General features: G+C 65.4%; 17 protein-coding genes and 2 pseudogenes. 11 read left to right on the forward strand and 8 right to left on the reverse strand.

Annotation, left to right across the window (positions count from 1 at the left end; all coding sequences use genetic code 11):
- Window positions 1-203: 203 nt before the first annotated feature.
- Complete coding sequence (locus J4E96_RS14365; protein WP_227422770.1) at window positions 204-464, forward strand: hypothetical protein; 261 nt, start codon at window positions 204-206, stop codon at window positions 462-464.
- Between the two features lie 117 nt (window positions 465-581).
- Here the strand turns inward: J4E96_RS14365 and J4E96_RS14370 are convergent, their stop codons facing one another.
- From J4E96_RS14370 to J4E96_RS14380, 3 genes and pseudogenes are all read right to left on the reverse strand, one after another.
- The gene (locus J4E96_RS14370) at window positions 582-731 is read right to left on the reverse strand and encodes a hypothetical protein (RefSeq protein ID WP_227422771.1); all 150 of its coding nucleotides are present in this window, start codon (window positions 729-731) and stop codon (window positions 582-584) included.
- A 32-nt stretch (window positions 732-763) separates the two neighbouring features.
- Window positions 764-1,264, reverse strand: a complete 501-nt coding sequence (locus tag J4E96_RS14375; protein ID WP_227422772.1) for a PH domain-containing protein — start codon at window positions 1,262-1,264, stop codon at window positions 764-766.
- A gap of 398 nt (window positions 1,265-1,662) precedes the next feature.
- Window positions 1,663-1,929, reverse strand: a pseudogene (locus J4E96_RS14380) (ABC transporter permease); the annotation flags it as partial.
- A gap of 851 nt (window positions 1,930-2,780) precedes the next feature.
- On the opposite strand from J4E96_RS14380, the gene J4E96_RS14385 reads away from it, so the two are divergent.
- From J4E96_RS14385 to istB, 6 genes and pseudogenes are all read left to right on the forward strand, one after another.
- Window positions 2,781-3,287, forward strand: coding sequence for a hypothetical protein (locus J4E96_RS14385; protein ID WP_227422773.1), 507 nt, complete (start codon window positions 2,781-2,783; stop codon window positions 3,285-3,287).
- Between the two features lie 618 nt (window positions 3,288-3,905).
- Window positions 3,906-5,045 carry a hypothetical protein gene (locus J4E96_RS14390; protein ID WP_227422774.1) on the forward strand — a complete coding sequence of 380 codons (1,140 nt, stop codon included), beginning with the start codon at window positions 3,906-3,908 and terminating at the stop codon, window positions 5,043-5,045.
- A 196-nt stretch (window positions 5,046-5,241) separates the two neighbouring features.
- Window positions 5,242-5,814 (forward strand): M15 family metallopeptidase, encoded by a 573-nt coding sequence (locus J4E96_RS14395; RefSeq protein WP_227422775.1) that lies wholly within the window; start codon window positions 5,242-5,244, stop codon window positions 5,812-5,814.
- A gap of 45 nt (window positions 5,815-5,859) precedes the next feature.
- Window positions 5,860-6,552, forward strand: a complete 693-nt coding sequence (locus tag J4E96_RS14400; RefSeq protein ID WP_227422776.1) for a nucleoside/nucleotide kinase family protein — start codon at window positions 5,860-5,862, stop codon at window positions 6,550-6,552.
- Window positions 6,553-7,025: 473 nt separating this feature from the next.
- A pseudogene (istA, locus tag J4E96_RS14405) lies at window positions 7,026-8,251 on the forward strand (IS21 family transposase).
- On the forward strand, window positions 8,251-9,042 hold the full coding sequence (gene istB / locus J4E96_RS14410) for an IS21-like element helper ATPase IstB (RefSeq protein ID WP_227422291.1): 792 nt from the start codon (window positions 8,251-8,253) through the stop codon (window positions 9,040-9,042). Before istA ends, istB begins: the two are co-directional and overlap by 1 nt.
- A gap of 447 nt (window positions 9,043-9,489) precedes the next feature.
- Here istB and J4E96_RS14415 read toward each other — a convergent pair whose 3' ends face one another.
- Both J4E96_RS14415 and J4E96_RS14420 read right to left on the reverse strand, forming a co-directional pair.
- Window positions 9,490-10,518, reverse strand: a complete 1,029-nt coding sequence (locus tag J4E96_RS14415; RefSeq protein ID WP_227422777.1) for a hypothetical protein — start codon at window positions 10,516-10,518, stop codon at window positions 9,490-9,492.
- Window positions 10,515-11,105 carry an RNA polymerase sigma factor gene (locus J4E96_RS14420; protein WP_227422778.1) on the reverse strand — a complete coding sequence of 197 codons (591 nt, stop codon included), beginning with the start codon at window positions 11,103-11,105 and terminating at the stop codon, window positions 10,515-10,517. Before J4E96_RS14420 ends, J4E96_RS14415 begins: the two co-directional genes overlap by 4 nt.
- 465 nt (window positions 11,106-11,570) lie before the next feature.
- On the opposite strand from J4E96_RS14420, the gene J4E96_RS14425 reads away from it, so the two are divergent.
- Together J4E96_RS14425 and J4E96_RS14430 are read left to right on the forward strand one after the other, a co-directional pair.
- On the forward strand, window positions 11,571-12,392 hold the full coding sequence (locus tag J4E96_RS14425; protein WP_227422779.1) for a hypothetical protein: 822 nt from the start codon (window positions 11,571-11,573) through the stop codon (window positions 12,390-12,392).
- A 234-nt stretch (window positions 12,393-12,626) separates the two neighbouring features.
- Window positions 12,627-13,301: a tyrosine-type recombinase/integrase gene (locus tag J4E96_RS14430; protein ID WP_227422780.1), complete on the forward strand. Its 675-nt coding sequence runs from the start codon at window positions 12,627-12,629 to the stop codon at window positions 13,299-13,301.
- A 283-nt stretch (window positions 13,302-13,584) separates the two neighbouring features.
- On the opposite strand, the gene J4E96_RS14435 is transcribed toward J4E96_RS14430, so the two are convergent.
- The 3 genes from J4E96_RS14435 to J4E96_RS14445 are packed head-to-tail and all read right to left on the reverse strand — an operon-like array spanning window position 13,585 to window position 17,821.
- On the reverse strand, window positions 13,585-15,351 hold the full coding sequence (locus J4E96_RS14435; RefSeq protein ID WP_227422781.1) for an SAVED domain-containing protein: 1,767 nt from the start codon (window positions 15,349-15,351) through the stop codon (window positions 13,585-13,587).
- On the reverse strand, window positions 15,348-16,811 hold the full coding sequence (locus J4E96_RS14440; protein WP_227425774.1) for a ThiF family adenylyltransferase: 1,464 nt from the start codon (window positions 16,809-16,811) through the stop codon (window positions 15,348-15,350). The genes J4E96_RS14435 and J4E96_RS14440 overlap by 4 nt, the downstream gene beginning before the upstream one ends.
- A 2-nt stretch (window positions 16,812-16,813) precedes the next feature.
- A complete protein-coding gene (locus tag J4E96_RS14445) occupies window positions 16,814-17,821 on the reverse strand; it encodes a nucleotidyltransferase domain-containing protein (protein ID WP_227422782.1) in 1,008 nt (335 codons plus the stop codon).
- A gap of 316 nt (window positions 17,822-18,137) precedes the next feature.
- Here J4E96_RS14445 and J4E96_RS14450 point away from each other — a divergent pair, with 316 nt between their 5' ends.
- Together J4E96_RS14450 and J4E96_RS14455 are read left to right on the forward strand one after the other, a co-directional pair.
- A complete protein-coding gene (locus tag J4E96_RS14450) occupies window positions 18,138-18,509 on the forward strand; it encodes a helix-turn-helix domain-containing protein (protein ID WP_227422783.1) in 372 nt (123 codons plus the stop codon).
- A 3-nt stretch (window positions 18,510-18,512) separates the two neighbouring features.
- Entirely contained in the window at window positions 18,513-19,079 is a 567-nt protein-coding gene (locus J4E96_RS14455) for an ImmA/IrrE family metallo-endopeptidase (protein ID WP_227422784.1), read from the forward strand.
- Window positions 19,080-19,882: the final 803 nt, after the last annotated feature.

Here is a 19,882-nt window from a genome sequence, read left to right on the forward strand (position 1 = left end):
TCCCTTTCGACCGTCCGCTTCCGGTGCGGAGCAGCTCTGAGAACGAGGGTGGAGGGTTGACGCGGGGGCAAGGTCAAGGCGGTGCCACCCAGATCGACTCGGGCCGTCCGGGGGTGGCCGTTCACCTCCACCAGCACATGACATGTCATGCCGAGATCGTGATTCCGGGCACTACTTCCGGAGGAGCCCGGGCGTGAGCCTGAGTGCATGACGACAACACAGCAGACACCCACTACCTGCCCGCCAGCAACGAGACCCTCGTCCTGGAGGAGTTGCTCGGCGCCTCCAAGCAGTTCGGAACTTGCTCGGCAACGGTCCAGGCCGTCCGTGGCCTGGATCTGGAGGTGCATTCAGGCGAGCTCCTGGCTCTCCTCGAGCCCACGGGGCGGCAAGTCCACGGCGATCAGGATGCTCGCGGGTCTGACAGCGCCGACGTCGGCGACCGCGCGCCTGTTCGGGCCTGACCCTCGCGACATTCAGGCCCGGCGGCGCTTGGGTGTGATGCTGCAGGCCTCGGGGATACCGGACACGCTGCGGGTGCGCGAGCTGCTCACCCAGTTCCGCGGCTACGCCGGTGATCTTCACGAACCGGCCTCTCGGCGCATCGGTCGGCTCCCGTCAGCGACCTTCTCGGCTTTGGTGACCATCGCTTTGGTCGCCTTGTTGTCGTGCTGCTCGGGTGCGAACTCCCACTGGTAGACCACGCGCGACGACAGCGAAAGCGCCGACACGCTCGACCGTCGGCACCTCACGAACATCTGGGCTAGAGCCAGCTCCACCAAAGAAGACCAAACAATGCAACAAGGACAACGAGACCATATTGCCACCAGCCAAGCACGGCGTACCGCCTGACATATTTCGAACTAGTGCCACCGGACGATCTAGTCTCCAGCCAGCCGTGCATTTCGTCTACTACGCGGTCAACGCGGGAGACGCGACCAGTCATTCGCGCCCCATTTGCCGCCTGAACCGCCCAAGTGCGGATCCTTGTTCCATCATGCAATTCTACTACCACGCGGTCGTCGCCAGAGAAGCGAGCGATCGACGACCACGGAATCTCGGATTCAACAAAGATGTTCTTAATCAGCAATCCATCCTGATATACCCCGATGCACGAATTGAAGGCGAAGGCGCAAAACAGGTAAACAACAACCGTCATCACCACGAAGAATCCGCTAGTGCCAGCAGGGTCTTCGTTGCTCGCGGGGTCCAAGAGAGCCGCGCACACGAACACGAAACAAAGCACGACGGTAAAGCCGGCCATTACTTGCGTTCCGTCTGACGTCCGAAAGACTTTCTGCGGCTCTTTCATCGATCTCAGCACTTTCCGGAGGAGGAACAAATTGGTCCAGGCATCCCTGCGTGCGACGATGTCACACCCCTAATAGCGGTCGAGGCCCCCCTTAGAGCGTACCCAATGGCTCCTCCGAATCCTACGAATACAGCACCCACCGCCGCTTTTTGAGTGACCACCCGCCACGACTGTCGACCAATATACCTATTCGTAAGCCCGCCAACCACCACGAGCGATCCGCCGAATGCCGCACACACACCCCAAGTAGCCCAACGCGGTGGCGGACAAGCCCGCAAGGATTGCCCCGCTGCCGGCAGCGATAGACCCGCGCCGCGGTCGCCATCTTGTGAATGCGATCGCCGGTGCAAAGCGATCTTCCGGCGGTAGGTCACGGTCGCGAACACGCACGCCACAACGAGGGTGCCGACGCACCAAGCCAGCGCGACCCCCACGTCCCCGCCCACCGGCTGCCCGGCGAGCAGGCCACGGGTCGTGTCGACGATCGAGGTGACCGGTTGGTTCTCGGCGAACCAGCGCACCGGCCCGGGCATCGTCTCAGTGGGCACGAACGCGGAGCTGACGAACGGCAGGAAGATCAGCAGGTAGGAGAACGCGCTGGCCCCCACGACGAGGCGGTAGGCCCGGGCACGACGGTTCCACAGAAATTCTGACTGTGGGCTGTGGTAGACCGAATGGCCCGCTACGGCGACAGTGGTCGTCGCTCAACGGGTGGGTGCCGCCGTCGGTCTGGAACCCGAACGCACCGAACGGCGCCGCGGCCCTTGGTCCGCAGGTCGTACAGCGTCTGCGCGCTGACGTGGAGCCGCTCGGCGAGCTCCGGCAACGACAGCACCTCGAGGGTGCGTTCAATACTGTCCTGAGTGTCCATGACACCTAGGCGTGCGGCGCCCGCCACGACGGGTCGAACCGCGTCGTGATCGGGCCGCGTGACGTCGAGTGACGACGACGAAGTGCCCCATAAATGCCCACAGGCCATGCCCTAGCCCCCAAACCTGGAGACTCAGACACGGCCTGGGCCCTGTGACCTGCTACTTCGGTGGAGCTGAGGGGATTCGAACCCCTGACCCCCTGAATCCAGGGGGATGGTCTCCGCCTCTCGAGAAATCTCGGCAATTCTCGAATTCTAGCCGCCTGACCTGGGCGAATGCCTGGGCTAGGTGAACTCCGCACAGCAAGCATATCGGAGCTCCTAGAGCAAGATCGAGCCCGATCGAGGCGTTTCGCGACAGCAAAGTGCCCAATACTTGCCCACCCCGCGCCGACAGCGCAGGCCTCCGGACACGGCGTCGAGCGCGATCCGCCCTCGGCTGAACGAGCGGGCTCGTGTCGACGAAGGTCGCACCCGCCTCGTGGCTGGCTTGTCAAGGGCTCCGCGGACTCGATCGCGATCAGCCCGATGTAGACGTATGAACTTGAAACCAGTAGGGACTTCCCCCGAGTTGAGGAAGCCTGAGATCCTCACCGAGTGGACGACGCAACCTTCGCACTTGTAGGAGCAGTAGTCGGCGCGACCGTCGGCGGTGCCATCACGGCCGCGACAACTTGGATGAACGGGCGTAAAGAGGCGGCCGAGAGCAGAGATCTGAACGCTCGCAGGATTCGAGAGGAGTCCCGATCCTCGCTCGCGGCGCGCGCCTCGGAGTACCTCGCCGCGGCGTACCACGGCGTAGCTGCACTTCGAGACTTCGCTCTCGCGACCATCGACGGGAAACCAGTTCTGGAAAAGCGCGAGGTTTGGCCGACCCTAGATCGGGTCAACCGCGCGCTAATCAATATCGAGATAAACGACTCGCCAACATTCGTGCGGGCCGCTCTTGAACTCGATGCAGCAATGACAGCGCTTTCTCGAAGCGCAGGCGCGGTGGTTCACGACCAGGACAGTTGGCGCACTGCGCGGCGCACCATCATTGGCGACCTCCCCGAAAAGGTGAAGGACGCAGCGAAACACGATTTGAGCCTTTTTGAAAGGTAGCAGTCGGAACATTTCCCGAATGACAGTTCCGCGCCCACTGTCCGCCCGTCATGCACGGCCGACGCGGGGGGTTCAGAAAACTACTCGGGTCGGCGAGCGGTTTGAGCAAGTCTCGTAGGGCGACCTTGCGCCCGCTCGGCAGATCGATCTTGCCGACGGTGACGGCGCTGGTCGCGGCGAAGAGCCGACTTCATCATCATCTCGGCGTTCAACACGGGAGGTTGACGCTCAAAGGAGGGCTGATCGAGCCACCTGTGACCTGCTCGATGCGAGTCTCTAGACCCTCGAGCCGAGCACCGACAACCTCCCCCACCTTGCTGTCGGCGTCGGCCACCCCGATCACGAGGAGGGCCCCGTCGACGGACAGAGAGGCGAGAACTCGCGCCAACTCAAGGTCTGCTGGCTTACTCGAAGGCGGGTACCTCCTGCTTGAACTCTACCCACTCAGTCTCGTCAAGGACCTCCGCCCGCGGTGCAGACCGGACTTCCTCCCACGTGCCGAGGGGCGCGGGACGCTGAGCAGGGCCAAGATAGAAGGACTCCACAACAACTTCATCGATACGCGGATCTCCACATGAACTGGCATCATCTCGCACTTGGACGGGGCATCCTCTTCTTGTGGGAACCGACGCGTGGAGGAACTGGAGTGCGTACAACGTCCAGGCCAGCGAGAGCGAGAACTTTCAGGACGAAGCGCACTCCGACCGGCGGTTCACTGGAGGGCCTTTGCGCTTGGGACCGACGGTGCTGCACGTCGTGATCCGCGAATCCGAATCCATGGGCCCGGCGGTCCTCATGCATACCGGCATACATGCGCATCTCATGCCGGAGCTGATCGTCGAAGGCAAACTCGCGCCAGCTGATTCGAGCGCCTACCACGGCGGCACCATGAGCGACGAGATCGCGGCCCTCGTCTCCCTGGAACTCGGCGTTCGACTACGCGTAGCGGGCACCCGGCAGTTGTCCGGGATCCGCACCCGCGACCTGCCTGCGCCGATCTACCTCGAGGTGCAGCCTCTCGCTCGCCCTGGTCGTGCAGACCATGAAGTTCTCCCTCGCGTGATGCACCGAACTGCGAGCCTGGACGATCTGCGCCGCCTGAAGGACTTCTCGCAGCTTGAGAGTGCGGCGGCCGTCGAACTCGTCCGGGCGGCCCGTGAGTATTCCGCTGCGATCTGGTGGGCAAACGAAAACCCCGACCAGGGATGGTTACACCTGGTCTCCGCAATCGAGATCGCCGCAACGCATCGCCAGACCGAATCCGCGCCTGCGGTAGATCTCCTCCGTGAACACTGGCCCGAGATGTGGAAGGCCCTAGAAGGCGCGGACGACGACGTCCGAGCGAAAGCAGCGAACGAACTCGTGCAACAGATGCGCGCCACTCGCCGCTTTGTCGGTTTCCTAACGGAGCTCGCCCCAGAACCCCCGAGCCCACGACCGGAGTGGGACGAGTTCGACTGGACGGCCATGCGCAGCCATGCGCGCATCATTTACGCGCACCGGTCGAAGGCTCTCCATGCCGGTAAGCCGTTCCCGATGCCGATGCGCGAAACCCCGCACGTCGACGCGGCAGGAGCGCTGCAGGAGGCACCTTGGGGGCTGACATCGGGCGGGCCGGGCGCAATCTGGGAGCGACGAGAAACACCAATGCTGCTCTCGACGTTCGAGTACATCGTGCGCAGTACTCTCCTCAGATGGTGGGACGAGTTGGCCCCAACCACACAAGCGGAAGGTGCGGACGTGCCCCGCACCGGGTAGCCGTCAAAGACCGCCGCCATGTAGCACCACCGGAACTTTCGTAGCAGGGTCAGTTCATTGCTGCGAGAGCCGTCCAGTCGCTCGTCCAATCCACCGGGCGAGGGCAGCGGTTTCGGCACGGTCGTAGGGTGTCGATGTGCTCTTGCTATCTGATCCCTCCGTTTCCGCGGTGCCAGTTCTCGAGTCGGGCGAGGGCTTGCTCGACCTCCAGGTGCACGGCGGTCTGCTGGTCGACATGCGTAAGCAAGACGCCGACGGTGCCTGGTCTCGCCTGCGGGCCGGAGTCCTCGAACGCCTGCTCCGGGCGCAAGCAGCACTTCCCGACGGCATGAGGCTCCTCATCATCGAAGGCCACCGGCCGGTGGCACTGCAACGGCACTACTTCGAGAGCTACCGAGCAGAACTCGGCGAACTCAACCCGAGCTGGCCCGCGTCGCGCCTCGACGACGAAGCGAGCAAACACGTCTCCCCGCCGTCGGTCGCGCCGCACCCGTGCGGAGCCGCTGTGGACCTGACCTTGTGGCAAGACGGTGTCGAACTCGACATGGGGACCCGGGTCAACGCCACACCGGCGGCCAGCGCAAACGCCTGCTTCACCGCTTCGAGGAACATCCCGGCGGCGGCGCGACGCCGACGCGACGTGCTCGGCGAAGCGCTCACCAGGGCCGGCCTGGTCAACTACCCGCCCGAGTGGTGGCACTGGTCCTACGGCGATCGATACTGGGCCGCAGCGACCGGCGCCCCAGCCGCCCACTACAGCCCGAAGTGAAGATCACACAGCACCGCGACGATCGCCTCGTTCGCGTCGATCGTCGTGAGCGCTGCGGAGGGTCGGGACCGAATGCCGGGTGAACGGCACGTCGCCTCTGATGACGCAGCAACGCTGCGCGCACGGCTGCGCCACGTCTACTGGATCGGTGGCGGGAGCGGCGGTGGCAAGTCGACCGTTGCTCGGCGCATCGCTGCTCGGTACGGGCTGCGTCTGTACGTCACCGATGACGTGATGTCCGATCACGCCAACCGGAGCGACCCAAACCTCGCCCCGGCCTTGAGCGAGTTCGTCGCCATGGACATGGACGAGCGATGGGTCAACCGGTCACCCCAGACGATGCTCGAGACGTTCCACTGGTTTCGCGGCGAGTGCTTCGCCGAAGTCATCGACGAGCTCGTGCATCTACCGCCAGCACCAGGCGTGATCGCCGAGGGATTCCGCCTGCTGCCACACCTCGTCCGGCCTCTTCTCGACTCACCTGACCACGCCGTCTGGCTACTCCCGACGCCGGCCTTCCGTCGTGCCGCATTCTCGAGCCGGGGCACATCGTGGCAGATCGCGGGCAAGACTAATGATCCGGCCAGGGCCCTGCAGAACCTCCTTGAGCGCGACCGGATGTTCACCGAACGCCTCCGCGACGAAGCGACGAGCCTCGATCTGCAACTGATCGAGGTCGACACCACGATGACCGAGGAGGAGCTCACCGACCGAGTAACGGAAGCACTCGGACTCTGAGCCGAGATCGGTCATCCCGGGGTCGGGACCGCCACACCTTGCCTGCCGGCAGATGCCGGCTCTGGTCGTCATCCAGCGCGTCCTCGGCGCCCTGGTGGCAGAAGTCCACGCGTGCGGGCTTTGGCGACCCAGCCTTGAGCGGTGCTGAGCGCGACGCCACTGAGCTCGGCCATCGTCGCGGACGTCCAGCGAACTACTCCGGTTCCGCGGGGACATGACTCGGGCGAGCGCTGGATCGGCGCCGAGAAAACCCCCGGCGGCATGCTCACCAACATGGGCAGGGTGCACTCCCCCGCTCAGAAATAGCGAGACCGAGAGGGATAACTCTCACCCGCCAAAGTACGAAAGGGAGGGGGTACCCAGCGCCCGTCGGCGCGTGTCGACGCTCGAGAGGTGGCGTCTGTCGGCGACGCCTGAAGACTGATCAGGGATCGACGGCTGAAATCTGACCACCTGCCGCGATCCTGTGGAGGGTGATCGGTATGGAGGACTGGGCAGAGGCCCGTCGGCTGCGTCGCGTCGAGGGCATGGCGATCTCGGCGATTGCGCGCCGGCTCGGGATCGCGCGGAACACGGTCAAGAAGGCGCTGGCCTGTGATCGGCCGCCGAAGTACGAGCGGCCAGCTCGCGGCTCGGTGGTCGATGCGGTCGAGGCGCAGGTTCGTGAGTTGCTGGTCTCGTGCCCGACGATGCCGGCCACGGTGATCGCGGAGCGAATCGGGTGGGAGCACTCGTTGACGGTCCTGAAGGACCGGGTGCGGGTGCTGCGCCCGTACTACCTGCCGCCGGACCCAGCCACCCGCACCCAATACGACCCGGGCGCCCGAGTGCAGTGCGATCTGTGGTTCCCCCCAGTCGAGGTCCCGCTCGGTGCCGGGCAGGTGGGTTCACCGCCGGTGCTGGTGATGGTCTCGGGTACTCGCGGATGATCTTCGCGATCATGCTGCCCTCGAGGCAGGGTCCGGACCTGATCGCCGGGCACTGGGCCTTGTTGACTTCGATGGGCGCGGTCTCGCGCGAGCTGGTCTGGGACAACGAGGGGGCGGTCGGGTCCTGGCGGGCCGGCAAACCCAAGCTCACCGACGACTTCGAAGCGTTCCGCGGGATCCTCGGAATCGGGATCCACCAGTGCCGCCCACGCGACCCGGAGTCCAAGGGGTTGGTCGAACGCGCGAACGGCTACCTGGAGACCTCGTTCCTGCCCGGGCGCACCTTCACCGGCCCCGGCGACTTCAACACCCAGCTGGTCGACTGGCTGAAACTGGCCAACGCCCGCCAGCACCGGGCACTGGGCTGCCGCCCGAACCAGCGGTGGGAGGCCGACCGGGCGGCGATGCTCACCCTGCCGCCGGTGGCCCCCCAGCTCGGCTGGCGCACCCGAGTGCGGCTCCCGCGCGACCACTACGTGCGCCTGGGCTCCAACGACTACTCCGTCGACCCGTCCGCAGTGGGCCGGTTCGTCGAGGTCATCGCCGACCTCGAGCAGGTCACCGTCCATCTAGGCGCCAAGGTCGTCGCGACCCACCCGCGTTGCTGGGCGCGCTGGCAGACCATCACCGACCCCGCCCACCGGGCCGCGGCATTGGCAATGTCCACCACAGCGGCCGACCGCCCAGCCCCCAGCCAGCCAGCCGACGACGTCGAGCAGCGTGACCTGGGCACCTACGACGCCGCGTTCGGTCTGACGGACGTGGCCTGATGGGCGCCGCGACCAAGACCAGCACCCGGGACGTGTCCGCCGAGCTCGCGTTCTTGACCCGGGCGCTGAAAGCCCCGACCCTGCGTGAGGCCGTCGACCGGCTCGCCGAACGCGCCCGGACCGAGTCCTGGACCCACGAGGAGTTCCTCGCCGCCTGCCTGCAGCGTGAGGTCTCCGCCCGCGAAGCCCACGGCGGTGAGGGCCGCATCCGCGCCGCCCGGTTCCCGGGCCGCAAGTCGTTGGAGGACTTCGACTACGACCACGCCCGGGGCCTGCCCCGCGACCAGATCGCCCACCTGGGCACCTTGGACTTCGTGGCCGCCCGCGAGAACGTCGTCTTCCTCGGCCCGCCCGGCACGGGCAAGACCCACCTCGCGACCGGGATCGCGGTCCGCGCCTGCCAGGCCGGGCACCGAGTCCTGTTCGCGACCGCATCGGAGTGGGTCGACCGCCTCGCGACCGCGCACCACGACGGGCGCCTGCAAGACGAGCTACGACGCCTGGGCCGCTACCCGCTGCTCGTCATCGACGAGGTCGGCTACATCCCGTTCGAACCCGAAGCGGCGAACCTATTCTTCCAACTCGTCTCGGCGCGCTACGAACGCGCCTCACTGATCGTCACGAGCAACAAACCGTTCGGCCGGTGGGGAGAAGTCTTCGGCGACGACACCGTCGCCGCCGCGATGATCGACCGCCTCGTTCACCACGCCGACGTCATCGCCCTCAAAGGCGACTCCTACCGGCTCAAGAACCGCGACCTCGGCCGCCCACCCGCGGCCAGCACCGACTGAACAACCAGGCAAGGTGGTCAACATTCACCCGTCGATCCATGATCAACTTTCAGCCGTCGTTGACAGCGTCCGCCGTGCTGCACTCCACGGGGTCAATCCTGCGCGACGCCGGCAGCAGGACCCACCGTCGAGCCAGTTCAGTGGCCTTGCGAGCTGGCTCGTGTCTGGTGCCCGACGCGAGGTATCGCGACAGCTGGCCAGTCCTCCCCAAGGCGCCGCCTTCGCTCCCGCGATTCGACCGCGCGCTCACCGAGCCACGACATGGCACCCAACCCGCCGTAGGCCTGGCGCGGGACTCCGAGACCGCCGGACGAGACCATCAGTTACGTGGCAGAAAGCACTGCTCCATCGATCTGGCCGGCAGTGCCACTCCCATGGTCAACGGCGGCCGCGGCCGGTCCCCGCCCGTGATCGGGCGGGTCCCAGCCGCAGCGCGCGGCCATCGGTCTACGGGTTTGTGGTGCTCAGTCCTCGGAGCGTGATCTCGATGCTTCCGCCGACGGCCATATCGACCCGTGTGCACGATGCTGCGGTGTCTTCGATCGCGGTCAACGGCCAGTGGTGGGCGGCTCCGAGCGCGGTTGTCGCGACTGCCTTCGCCTCGGCCAGGTTCACGCACTTGTCCGTGATTCCGGTCCGCAGCGAATCCCGAAGGTCGAATACGAAGGGGTCAGTTCCGTGACCATTGTGCGTCTCGATGTCATCCCTGTTGTTCGGGGTGACAACCAGCGTGAGGTGATCCGCGTCGCCGAACGCGGTCGCGCAGATCCACGGTCCCTCCGGGTCGCCATTGGCGGGCGGTGGTGGACGTGTACCGGGTGTCCCACTGGTGACCGTCCAGTCGGTCAGCCCGAGCCGGTCCAGCTCGGCCTGGGCGAACACGTTCGCTTCATCCCCGGCCAAGCAGCGCGAGCCAAGTCCGTCGATCATGTCCACAGCGCTAGCGTCGAGTTCGAACAATGCCTCGTCGCGCGGCGTGACCGCGAGAAGCAGAGTGGCGCCCGCTGGCACCTGATCTTGAGGGGCCACGAAGATCCTCGGGTCGACGGCGCCGACGCGGAAGGCAACAGGGTCCTCGATCGGGGGCCGGCCGCTCAGCGCCTGGTACTGCTGGCAATCGGCCACTGAATCGGCGGTCAAAGGAGGGCCGCCGGTGCTGTCCGCAAACCCGTCGTTGATTCCCGCCCAATGCGTGAGACAAGTAATCCCGTCCGCCGCGCCGCCTCCGCCGACGTATCCCAGCTGGTGCACGGCGTATGCAGCCCCGCCACCGAGCAGCGCGACCGTGACGATCGCACCGGTCACGCCTCGTCGCCCGATCCGTCTCTTGGATCTCTGCGCCAGCGGCAGCTGTCGATCGGTCATGGTGATCCCCTCTCGAAGGGCGACCAGCGCCCCCGCGTCGACGCGTGAAAGGCCTGCCTCGGTCACCGGGTTCACCGCTCGCAACTGCGCGAGCGCGTCGTCCTTCCTCATCGGGCCTCCTCCGTTGCAGGATGGGCAGGTGCCCTTCCCCTGATGACATGTCCGGATACTGCGGGCAGTTTCAGCGGACCAACCCCGGGTGTGTCGCTCTCCACCGTTTGCATCTCGGCGAGCAAGCGGCGCCGCGCCCGATGCAGACGCACCCGAACGGTCGCTCGCGGTATCTGCAGCACCGTCGCGATCTCATCGCGTGCCAACTCTTCCCACGCCACCAGCCGCAGAAGCTCCTGGTCATCGGGACTCAAGCGCTCCATCGCGTGCTCGACATCGGTGGCCCGAACCTGGGGCTGTGGCACAACCATTTCGCGCAGCGAGGTCCGCAGCCGCTCACCCAACGCGAATCGGCGGCGCTCGCCGCGGTAGTAGTTCGCCAGGACTCTGCGTGCGACGCCGAACAACCACGCACGCGCCTGCTCATCAGGCGGTACCTCGTCCAACCGCCGCCACGCGACCAGGAACGTCTCGGCAACGATGTCGGCCGCGTCAGACGGATCAGCAACCCGCCGCACCGCATAGGCAAGTAGAGGTTGATGGGTGCGATTGAACAGAACGGCAAACCGCTCTTCCGGTGAGATCACTGGGCCCCTTCCACGGGTAGGAGTCTCAACCCGTTCATGTCCAGGAGAGCCCGAACCGTTACACGGCGCAAAACACTGCCGCTCTCCGAGAAGCGAGTGACCCATTCATCCGAATTGCGAGCGAAAGTTGGGTGTCCCGTCGGTCGGGAGGGAGAGGAGGGCTGCCGATCGGCCGGATCTTCGGCCTTCTGGGTGCCAGCACGGTTGAACCCTTGGCTGTTGCGAAGTGCCGGGTGGCCGGCGACCTGAGTGGCACTATGTGTCCTCGACCGAACGGCGGCACTACCGGTCGTGTTTGAAAAGGCGGCATCGGAGCGAGATGATCCGCGGGTGGTGAAGAAACCGGTATCTAGATTCGCGGTGGTGGCCGAAGACGGGCGGCGATCGGCTCAATGGCGGCTATGGACGGGAAATCGTCGCCCGACCGATGACACATACTTGGCTCCGCGCGACCTCGGCGGACAGATGAAGATCAGTCTCCACAAGGACGGGAACTTCCAGCACGGTCCGACGCCAGAAGTGCGGGCGACGCTGAGACCTGGCGACCGCCACGCGCTTGACCGGTGGAGCGGCGCGCCAGAAATCGGCAAGAGAGTCCGTCTGGCTCTCATTCTGCGGTTCCGGGAAGCCGAACTTAGGCCCGCTGCGGACAACCTCGATCCCAGATGTACTCGCCTACCTTCTCCCCCCGTGGGGAGCTTGTTGGGCCTCGCTGTGCTCCTCTCTGACGCACCGGGTGTAGACGAGCCGCCCATCCCCGGGTGGACGGTCGCGGTGCGCTTACCGCGAGGAGGGCCGGGAGAAGCCTTGCTTGCCTGGTCCCACATAGCTGAGGAGCCTGGCGCAAGAGAGTCCGCTCTTGAACAAATGGCATCGCTTGGCGCCCAATGGAAATGGAGCGCCCGCGGTTCAGCCGAACCGTTCGGCTGGTCCCACGGAGAAACAGAGGACGGGCTTCGGACCGTCTCCGAGTGGGCGCTCGACTCGCTGGTAGATCTCGGCGACCAAAATCTCGCCTACCTCAGAACCCGCCTCCCCGACGTCCGCCCTCTGACCGCATATCAGCGCGAGCTCCCACTCCACGTAGAACTCTGTGCCGTTCTCGAGGTGGGCGGCATTGGCAAGCCGGTGCTCTACGTCGACGATCGAGCGCGCTGCAATCACGAGGCGCTACTTGAGGACGTCTTGACGGTCCTCAGTGCTCTGAACGAGAACGGACCCGACGGTGGCTGGGACGAGTTGGAGGACGGGACCCTCACCACGGGGATTGCCGTTCAGCACGACTAGCCAGCTTGTCCATTCTCGGCGAGCTGCAATCCACGACCGCCAGGAACCCTAAAGACACCACATCCCTTGCCTCCTGACTTTCGACGGGCCTGAGCGGTGCTTACCTGTCGCTCTCCGCTGCTTGGGTGCCGTTGCCAACGCCGCTCGGCGTGAATTTCCCACTGCGGTTTGGCGTCAGGGGCATACTGCGATCAAACGGACCAATACGTGCTTCAGAGCCTGCCAGGAGGACCCATGCGCACGCGCATCGTTGCTGCCGAGGCGAAAGTCGGGTACGTCCTCGTCGCGGGCCTGCTCAGCGTGTTGGTGATTGGGGTGAGCTGGGCAACTCTCGGGTCGTTGGCGGGCACGCTCATGGTGGCCCACGACGAGCTGGCGCGCATGACCGCCCCTGCCGGGGGCGTCGCCCTCGACGAGGCCGGGCGCCGCGACCGGGCCTTGGTCGCGTTCCTGATCTCCACCGGCGCCAGAATCTCCGAAGCACTCGGCCTGGACCGCGTCGATTGGAACACCAGCCGGGTCATCGTGCGCGGAAAGGGCGACGTCGAACGCAGCGTGGTCATCACCGACCGCGCCCGCAGCGAGGTCGACGCCTACCTGGACGCACGCACCGACACCGGCACCGCGCTGTTCGTCAGCTACTCCCCCGGCCGACCCGGCCGACGACTGAGCGTGCGCGGTGCGGAAGCCATCTGCACTCGCCTCGGGGCCGCGAACCAGATCACCAAACTGCACCCCCACCGGTTCCGACACACCGCCGGCACGATCGTCCAAGACGAGCTCGGCGACCCGCTCGTCACAGCCGACTACCTCGGCCACCACGGCCTCGGCTCCGTCGCCGGCTACGCCGAAGCCAGCTCCCGCCGCCGCGAAGAAGCCAGCGACGCCCTCCAACGACGAGGCATTTAGATCTTGCGGCCTCGCGGGTCGTCTCCAACCCACCTCCTACGAACCAGCACTTGACGATCAGAAATGCGGTTTGGCCGACGCCCGTCGGTCTGTCATTACGGGCCTTCGATCCACTCACGCCCGAATCCCGTGAAGTCAGCGCGGCCTGGGACGCTCGCCAACGCCTTTCCAGCCGCCGTAGCGCGAATCAGTTCGAAGATCTCGTAGAGCTCGACACAGACAAGGTCGGATACCGCAGGCAGATCTAGAACCTCGCAATCGGCATGATCTGATTAGCACGATGTCAGATTAGAACTCTGGTGATGGGACCTTGGGTCGTTCCGGGCTCAAGCACTAAGGCGGGGGCGTACCGGGGACCGACACCCTCGGGGTTGTCCCACTCGTAGACGATCGTGCGGACAGTGTTGAGGAGTCTGCCGATGAGCACGGCCATCGTGTACGGCCCGTGGTAAGCGAGGTGGACGTCTGCCCTGCCGTACTCGGCGGAGAGCCGCTTGATCTCTCGCGCGATCTCGTGGCTCAGCCTTGCCGACTCACGCGGATCGAGGGGGCTGCTGGTTTTGGCTTCAACGCGCGACACCGAGGAGAAAAGGGGCGAGCTCGCGCGCACGAGTTGGTCGAATGCGGTCCAGTCCGCTCCAGCTGTGAGAGTCACGAAGACTGCGATCGATCTTGTTTCCGCGTGGCTCGTATACGTGCTCGTGGTGCTGGTGGTGTGCATGCCGGGATCGTCCGTGTCCTCCGTGATGTCGGAGGTCCACGCGTGACCTCCGATGTCGAGGACTTCGAGGTGGGCGATCTTCGTCGCGGGCAGCGCAGCCCCGAGGGCTAGCGCGGCGGAGATGTGTGCGCCGCCGGACACCCGCACGGTCGATGCACCAGAGGCACGGATAGCGTCGCTGGTCAGCGGCAGTGTGGCCTGCAGATGTTCGAGACCCCGGCGCCAGGGCGTCCTGCCCTCGGGGGCTGGAGCGATTCGGATGTGCAGGTCCGAGTGGTCGGCCTCTGAGGCAAACGGCGCAGGTCGGGTCTGGATGGCGAGAGTGACGATGCCGTCGTTGGCATGAATCGCTGCCTTGCGTTCTTCGATCCTGTGCATCAACAGGTCGCGGACGATCTGCCGTTGACCCGTGAGGCTGCGGCCGTCGCTCTGCTTCTTCTCGCTGAGAGTGCGTGCAGGGGCCAGGCCGAGGAGGCGGTCGGGGGCGCTGTAGTCGAGACGCGTCGGATCTGTCGGGTTCGGGATCTCATTGGCAATACTCAGGCTGAACGCGGGGTCATCGTCGAGTTGGAGAAGGCGAGGGAGTTCTCGCTCTTGGACGATGACGCTGTCGGCGATCTCGGGCGTGACGATGAGCACGCCACCGGACAGACCTGAAGTTAGGGCTTGTTCAAGGCGGTCCTTCGTCTTTCCGGCGCGTAGATCGCTCTGGTCCCGCCAGACGATGAGACCAGCGGCTCGCAGCAGCCCCTCGAGATGGTCGGCGCGGTCGAAGCCGTCGGACTGGCGATAGGAGATGAACACGGGTCCGTCCGCGCGGACGGCGCCGTCCGGGAGGGGCCCAATATCTTCAACACGATGAGGTCGTAGTTCAACGGTGGCGCCGCTCGTCCGAATCCGGCCAAGACGCTCTCGCGTGGCGATCAGTCCGGCGAAGTGCGTCTCGTCGCCCGGTGTGCACACGAGGAGGGCGAGAGGCGCCGCGAGGTTCTGGGCTGTTGCACGAATGGCCCTGATGTCGATGCTGCTGGGACCGGATCCCACGGGGTGGCTGTGCCATTCCCCGACATAGCCAATCGGGTCGCCCGATTCTCGGCTCTCGAGGAAGGCGCGTAGCTGCTGGTTGGCTTCCACGTCATCGCGGGTATAGCGCGTGGCAGTTCCGGTGGCGGTCGAGATGTTGAGGGCGTGCGTGACGACCACGTGATGGTCTTCGCGGTATCCGAGCAGGATGCCGCCGCACTCGGTCGGGAGATGCTGTCGACTGTTTGCTTCGATCGTCTGCCGGGCGGCGTGGTGCACCGTGATCGTGTTCCGGTCGCGCTTCATGCGGCCGCGGTCGGTTCGGCGTTGAGGTGGCGGATTTCGCCTGCGGGATGGATGGGTTGCCTGAGCAGGAGGCCGACTGCGTGCCGAACGGTGGCAGCGGCGGCTTCGGCGACGGCGTGGGGTGGTGTCGGTGAGATCGGGCTGCCGCATCCGGCTTCGTAGCAATCCGGCCCCGTGTCACGTCGTGGCTGAATCGCCGACGGCGCGAGGGTCGGCTGCCCGTCCAGTGGTGGCAGTACATCGACGCGAAAGGTGGCGCCGCCGTTCTGCAGTGCGGCTGAGATGATCCGCGTGCCAATCGAGGCCGCAGCCGCGTGCAGGAGGGCCGTGACGGCGAAATCGGCGGTCGCGTTGACGATCAAGTCATGCCCGGTCAGCAAAGCGAGGGCCTCGTCGGTACTGGTGAGGTGGACCTCGCGGGTGGTGATGCGCGCGGCAGCGATGGTGTTGGAGCGGGTCAGGTGGTTCTTCACAGCGATCGGTTTAGCGAGGCCGACACCTTCGGGGCCGACGAGGTGGCGCACGAGGTTCCCGGGTGTAACGAGATCGTGGTCGACGAGAGTCAGGCGGCGGACGCCGGCGCGGACGAGCAGGTCGGCGACGAACGACCCAATCGCTCCAACTCCGATCACGGCGACGCTAAACCGACCGAGTTCAGCGGCCTGCGGCCCCGAGCGAGCCGAACGTGCCTGGGGGGTGTCGGCGGCCGACCGCAGCCGACGCACGCTCACCCCGCCATCCTCGTTCGAGAAGACATCGAGCACGATTGCCGCCTCGTGCTGCCCGCGGCTGTACGTCAATACCAGGACGGTCAAGTGATGGTCGCGGATTTGCCGCTCCAGGTCGACCGATGGGTCAATGCGAGCCTCGATGTCCGCCCAGCCTCGCGGCGGCCGGTCGACGAATCCGAGGTCCGCTACGTACCCGAACTTGTCACGGAACTTCCGTGTCGTCTTGGCCGGTCGGGTGCCCCGGCCGCTCAGCCGCATCAGGTTGTTCGGTTCGGGCCGGAACCGGACGAAGGCGTTGTCGTACTGGCCGAGTTCGCCGTAGAGATACAGCCTGGGGTCGGTCGAGGGACGGAAGTATCGTTCGAGGTCCAGATCCGGGCGGTCATCGACCCAGCCGGCGTCAGAGTTCTCGAACCACGCCTGGACGTGGGCGAGGAACACGCTGGTGTTGGCCCACCACAGGTCGTGATGGTCATCCTCAGCGACCAGGCACAGTGCACCGTCGAGCTCTCGGTGCCAGGACCATGGCACCGGATCGTCGACCGCTGGCTTTACCCGTGGCGGCACGAAGGGGAACCCCGGGGGCAGGGTCAGAGCGATCTTCGTGCACGTCTCTCCGTGGGCAATCGTCCCGTTCCAGTGATTGTGCTGCGCGACGAACCCGACGCGGATGAGAGCCTCTTCGAACCCTTGGCGGGCGTGGGCGACCAGCTCGTCCAGCGGGTTCATGGTCACCCGAACGTCCTCTTTCCGGCCGGCACCATAGGCTCGCCTGGGGTGACGATGGACGCCCGCTTGCTTCCGGTTTCGTTGTATCCCGGCGGCATCGGGAAGACGGTCTCGTCGTCGCCGTTCTTGCCCAGGAGGCCACGGAAGGCCAGCGCGGCCTTGCCCATGTCCTCCTCAGCGAGTGCCTCTTCTGCTGTGGTCGCAGCGTCGGAGAACTTCGTGCGGATCTGCTCGAATTCCTCGTCTGTGGCCCGGACTCTGACCGTCTCGCCCGGCAGCGTCGGGTCCTCGACTCCGATGCCGTAGAGCACGAAGTCACTGATAATCGCGCTGACCTTCCGTAGCGCCGACACGAAGTACTCGGCATGGTCGTTGCCTGATACCGCGCCGGAGCTAAAGGCCTGGAACGTCGCAGCTTCGATGAAGAACCCGCCGGGCTTCTTCTTGCCCAGTAGGCCGCGCCGCGTCTGACGCAAGAGTTTGACCGTCGGCTTGTAAAAGCCGTCGTGGGCACAGTTCATCTGGGTTGACAGTTCCGTGAGCGCCTCGGGGTTCGTGCGAACCCATTTGTCCGCCTCACCGCGCTGCGGGATCTCCCATGACTGCCCATCGCCGAAGGTCCGGGCGGGTACGGCGTCCACGTACAGGTCGAATTCCGGGAACCACACCTGAAGGCTTCGGTCTTGCCGCTTCACTCGCCGATGTCCATCGGCGTCGTACCCGAACTCAGCATGCAGGACTTTGAAGAACCGATCGAGGATATCCGTGGAGCTCACGTCGCTGGGCACGTCGGGCAGGCGCACGAACACGTCGACGTCCTTGACTCGCTTGATCGAGACGTTGCGCTTGTACGAGCCGATGAGCACGGGGTCGATCCCATACCCGGCCAAGGTCGCGTCGGCCTCCAGTGCCGCGCGTACCTTTAGGTGCGCCTCCGGTGCGTTGGTCTTGTCATCGCCGGGCTCGATGGAGCTGAGCGCGTCTTTGAACTGCTGCTTGAGATGAGCCATTCGGGCTATCCGATCGTCGATGGGGCAGAGCTGCTTCGCCGAGTCTGACGGTGACCACTGACATGCCGCCGCCTCGGATGGTGACCTGAGGTGGACTACTTCTTCTTGCTGCCCTTGCCCAAACTCTCGTTGGTCGTTGTCTTCGGGTGCCGCTTGACGGTCGACTGCCTCACGAAGCGACCCGTGATCGCGCTACGTCCACGCCTGCCTGCCACGGTCGGTCACCTCCTCCCTGTTCTATGTCCGACGTCGTGTCTCAATTCTAACACAGCGTGTCGATGGCGACCGGTTGTTGCGGATGTGACACACTGCTCGCATGGCCAAGACGACGATCGATACGGCCCTGCTGTACGCCACCCTCGATGCCGCTCGCCAGGAGCGGGGACTGTCCTGGCGAGGACTCGCGAAGGAGATTGGCGTTAGCCCATCTCTCCTGTCCCGACTCGGCAACGGTCTCAAGCCCGACACCGATGGATTCGCCACCCTCGTCGCGTGGCTCAAACTTCCGGCGGAGGAGTTCTTCAGCGCACAGGGCGACCAGCGTCAGCTGGCGGAAGCGGGACAGCCTGATCTCATGGCGCAACTCGCGCCGCTTCTTCGTGCCCGCAAGGATCTGAACGAGACGGACATCAAGTACCTCGAACAAGTCATCGGTGCCACGATCGCGCGTGCGCGAGCGCAAGGGTGACCGATGCGACGGGGATTCAAAGCCGAGGCCAAACGCCTCGCACTCGAGCTGCGGGCTGAGCTGGGCCTCAACGCACACGGCCCTTTCGACCCCTATGCGTTCGCAGACGAGTACGGCATCCGGGTGATCCGGCTGAGCGAGCTCTCCGGGCCAGCCCGCGACCACTTACTCCAGCGTGAAGGCAGCGCACTGTCCGGGGCGCTGATCCCAATCGCCACAGGTGTCGCGATCCTTGAGAACGACGCTCAGCCGCTCGCTCGCCGGCGCACCACGATGTCGCACGAGCTCGCCCACGTCGTGCTTGCGCACGAGTTCGGCGTCTCCCTAGCAGCAGACGAGCGAAAGTGCGGGCTCGGCGGAGCGCAGGAAGAAGAAGCAGACTGGCTATCTGGTGAACTGCTGATCCCATACGAAGGCGCGCTGCGCCTTGCCCGGGCGGACGCAGCCGACGAAGATGCGGCGAAGTTGTTCCAGGTGAGCCTGGCAGTCGCGCGCTGGCGAATGAACCACAGCGGCGCGCGAACAGTTGTCAGGCGTACCCGCACCAAGTGGAGCGGAGCACGGCGCTAGGTACCGGTCGGATGGGTCGCTGTTTCCGACCTTGTCGGTGATGAGGAGGTCGAGACGAATCGCTCGACGACCGAGCGAGGATCGCGGAGCCCTGCGCTCCCTGGTGTACTTGCGGCCCATCGAGTGCCACCTGCGGTGCCTGAGCGTCGGCACCGGTCCGGACGCCCCGCTCCTGCTCGAATGCCCCGGTCGGGGCGCAGATCACCACGGTAACGGCCATCGGTACGCCTCGTACCGTCTAGGTAGTGGTGTGCAAGCCAGTGCTGTGCCCCCGGCGTTTGCTCGATGGCGCGCCACCTCACCCGGGGAGTCGCCCGTCGTTCGGCGCCATATCCGAAGTGAGCTCCAAGGCGTCCTCGCCGAGGTCTTCACGCATGACAACTAGGAACGCTTGGACTGCCTGACCGACTTGACCAAGGCGAGACGCGAGTTCCTCGTCTTGCTTTCGGGTCGGCCGCCAAGGAACGACGCCGATCAAGCCGCGTCGAACGCTTGTCGTCGCCGTCGCCGCCCGCAAGTAGTCGGTCACCTTCATCACCACACCACTCGCCGCAATCGCGGCTCCGATCTCCCGCCTTCAGCGTGAAGATGCGGTCCTTCGGCCTGGGCTTGAACCAGTGGGTCTGCGCCCGAGGATCCACCCGGTCGACGTCGCGCTCTACCCACCTCGACTCGACTTGACTCTCTGAGCTCGGATGCCACGCATGGTAGTACGCTGTGCGCGTGACTAGAGTCATATTGCTCATGACATTGGTCACAAATTCAACATTTCGAATGCGCCATCGTCCCGTTCGAGCAGGCGT

The sequence above is a fragment of the Pengzhenrongella sicca genome, assembly GCF_017569225.1.
Taxonomy (GTDB): domain Bacteria; phylum Actinomycetota; class Actinomycetes; order Actinomycetales; family Cellulomonadaceae; genus Pengzhenrongella; species Pengzhenrongella sicca.

Coding starts and splice junctions, on each gene's coding strand:
- J4E96_RS14415 (WP_227422777.1), bottom strand. CDS start 10,518: ATGAGGAAGGACGACGCGCTCGCGCAGTTGCGAGCGGTGAACCCGGTG.
- J4E96_RS14435 (WP_227422781.1), bottom strand. CDS start 15,351: ATGAAGCGCGACCGGAACACGATCACGGTGCACCACGCCGCCCGGCAG.
- J4E96_RS14430 (WP_227422780.1), top strand. CDS start 12,627: ATGCGCACGCGCATCGTTGCTGCCGAGGCGAAAGTCGGGTACGTCCTC.
- J4E96_RS14455 (WP_227422784.1), top strand. CDS start 18,513: ATGCGACGGGGATTCAAAGCCGAGGCCAAACGCCTCGCACTCGAGCTG.
- J4E96_RS14375 (WP_227422772.1), bottom strand. CDS start 1,264: ATGGCCGGCTTTACCGTCGTGCTTTGTTTCGTGTTCGTGTGCGCGGCT.
- J4E96_RS14450 (WP_227422783.1), top strand. CDS start 18,138: ATGGCCAAGACGACGATCGATACGGCCCTGCTGTACGCCACCCTCGAT.
- istB (WP_227422291.1), top strand. CDS start 8,251: ATGGGCGCCGCGACCAAGACCAGCACCCGGGACGTGTCCGCCGAGCTC.
- J4E96_RS14440 (WP_227425774.1), bottom strand. CDS start 16,811: ATGAACCCGCTGGACGAGCTGGTCGCCCACGCCCGCCAAGGGTTCGAA.
- J4E96_RS14445 (WP_227422782.1), bottom strand. CDS start 17,821: ATGGCTCATCTCAAGCAGCAGTTCAAAGACGCGCTCAGCTCCATCGAG.
- J4E96_RS14425 (WP_227422779.1), top strand. CDS start 11,571: ATGAAGATCAGTCTCCACAAGGACGGGAACTTCCAGCACGGTCCGACG.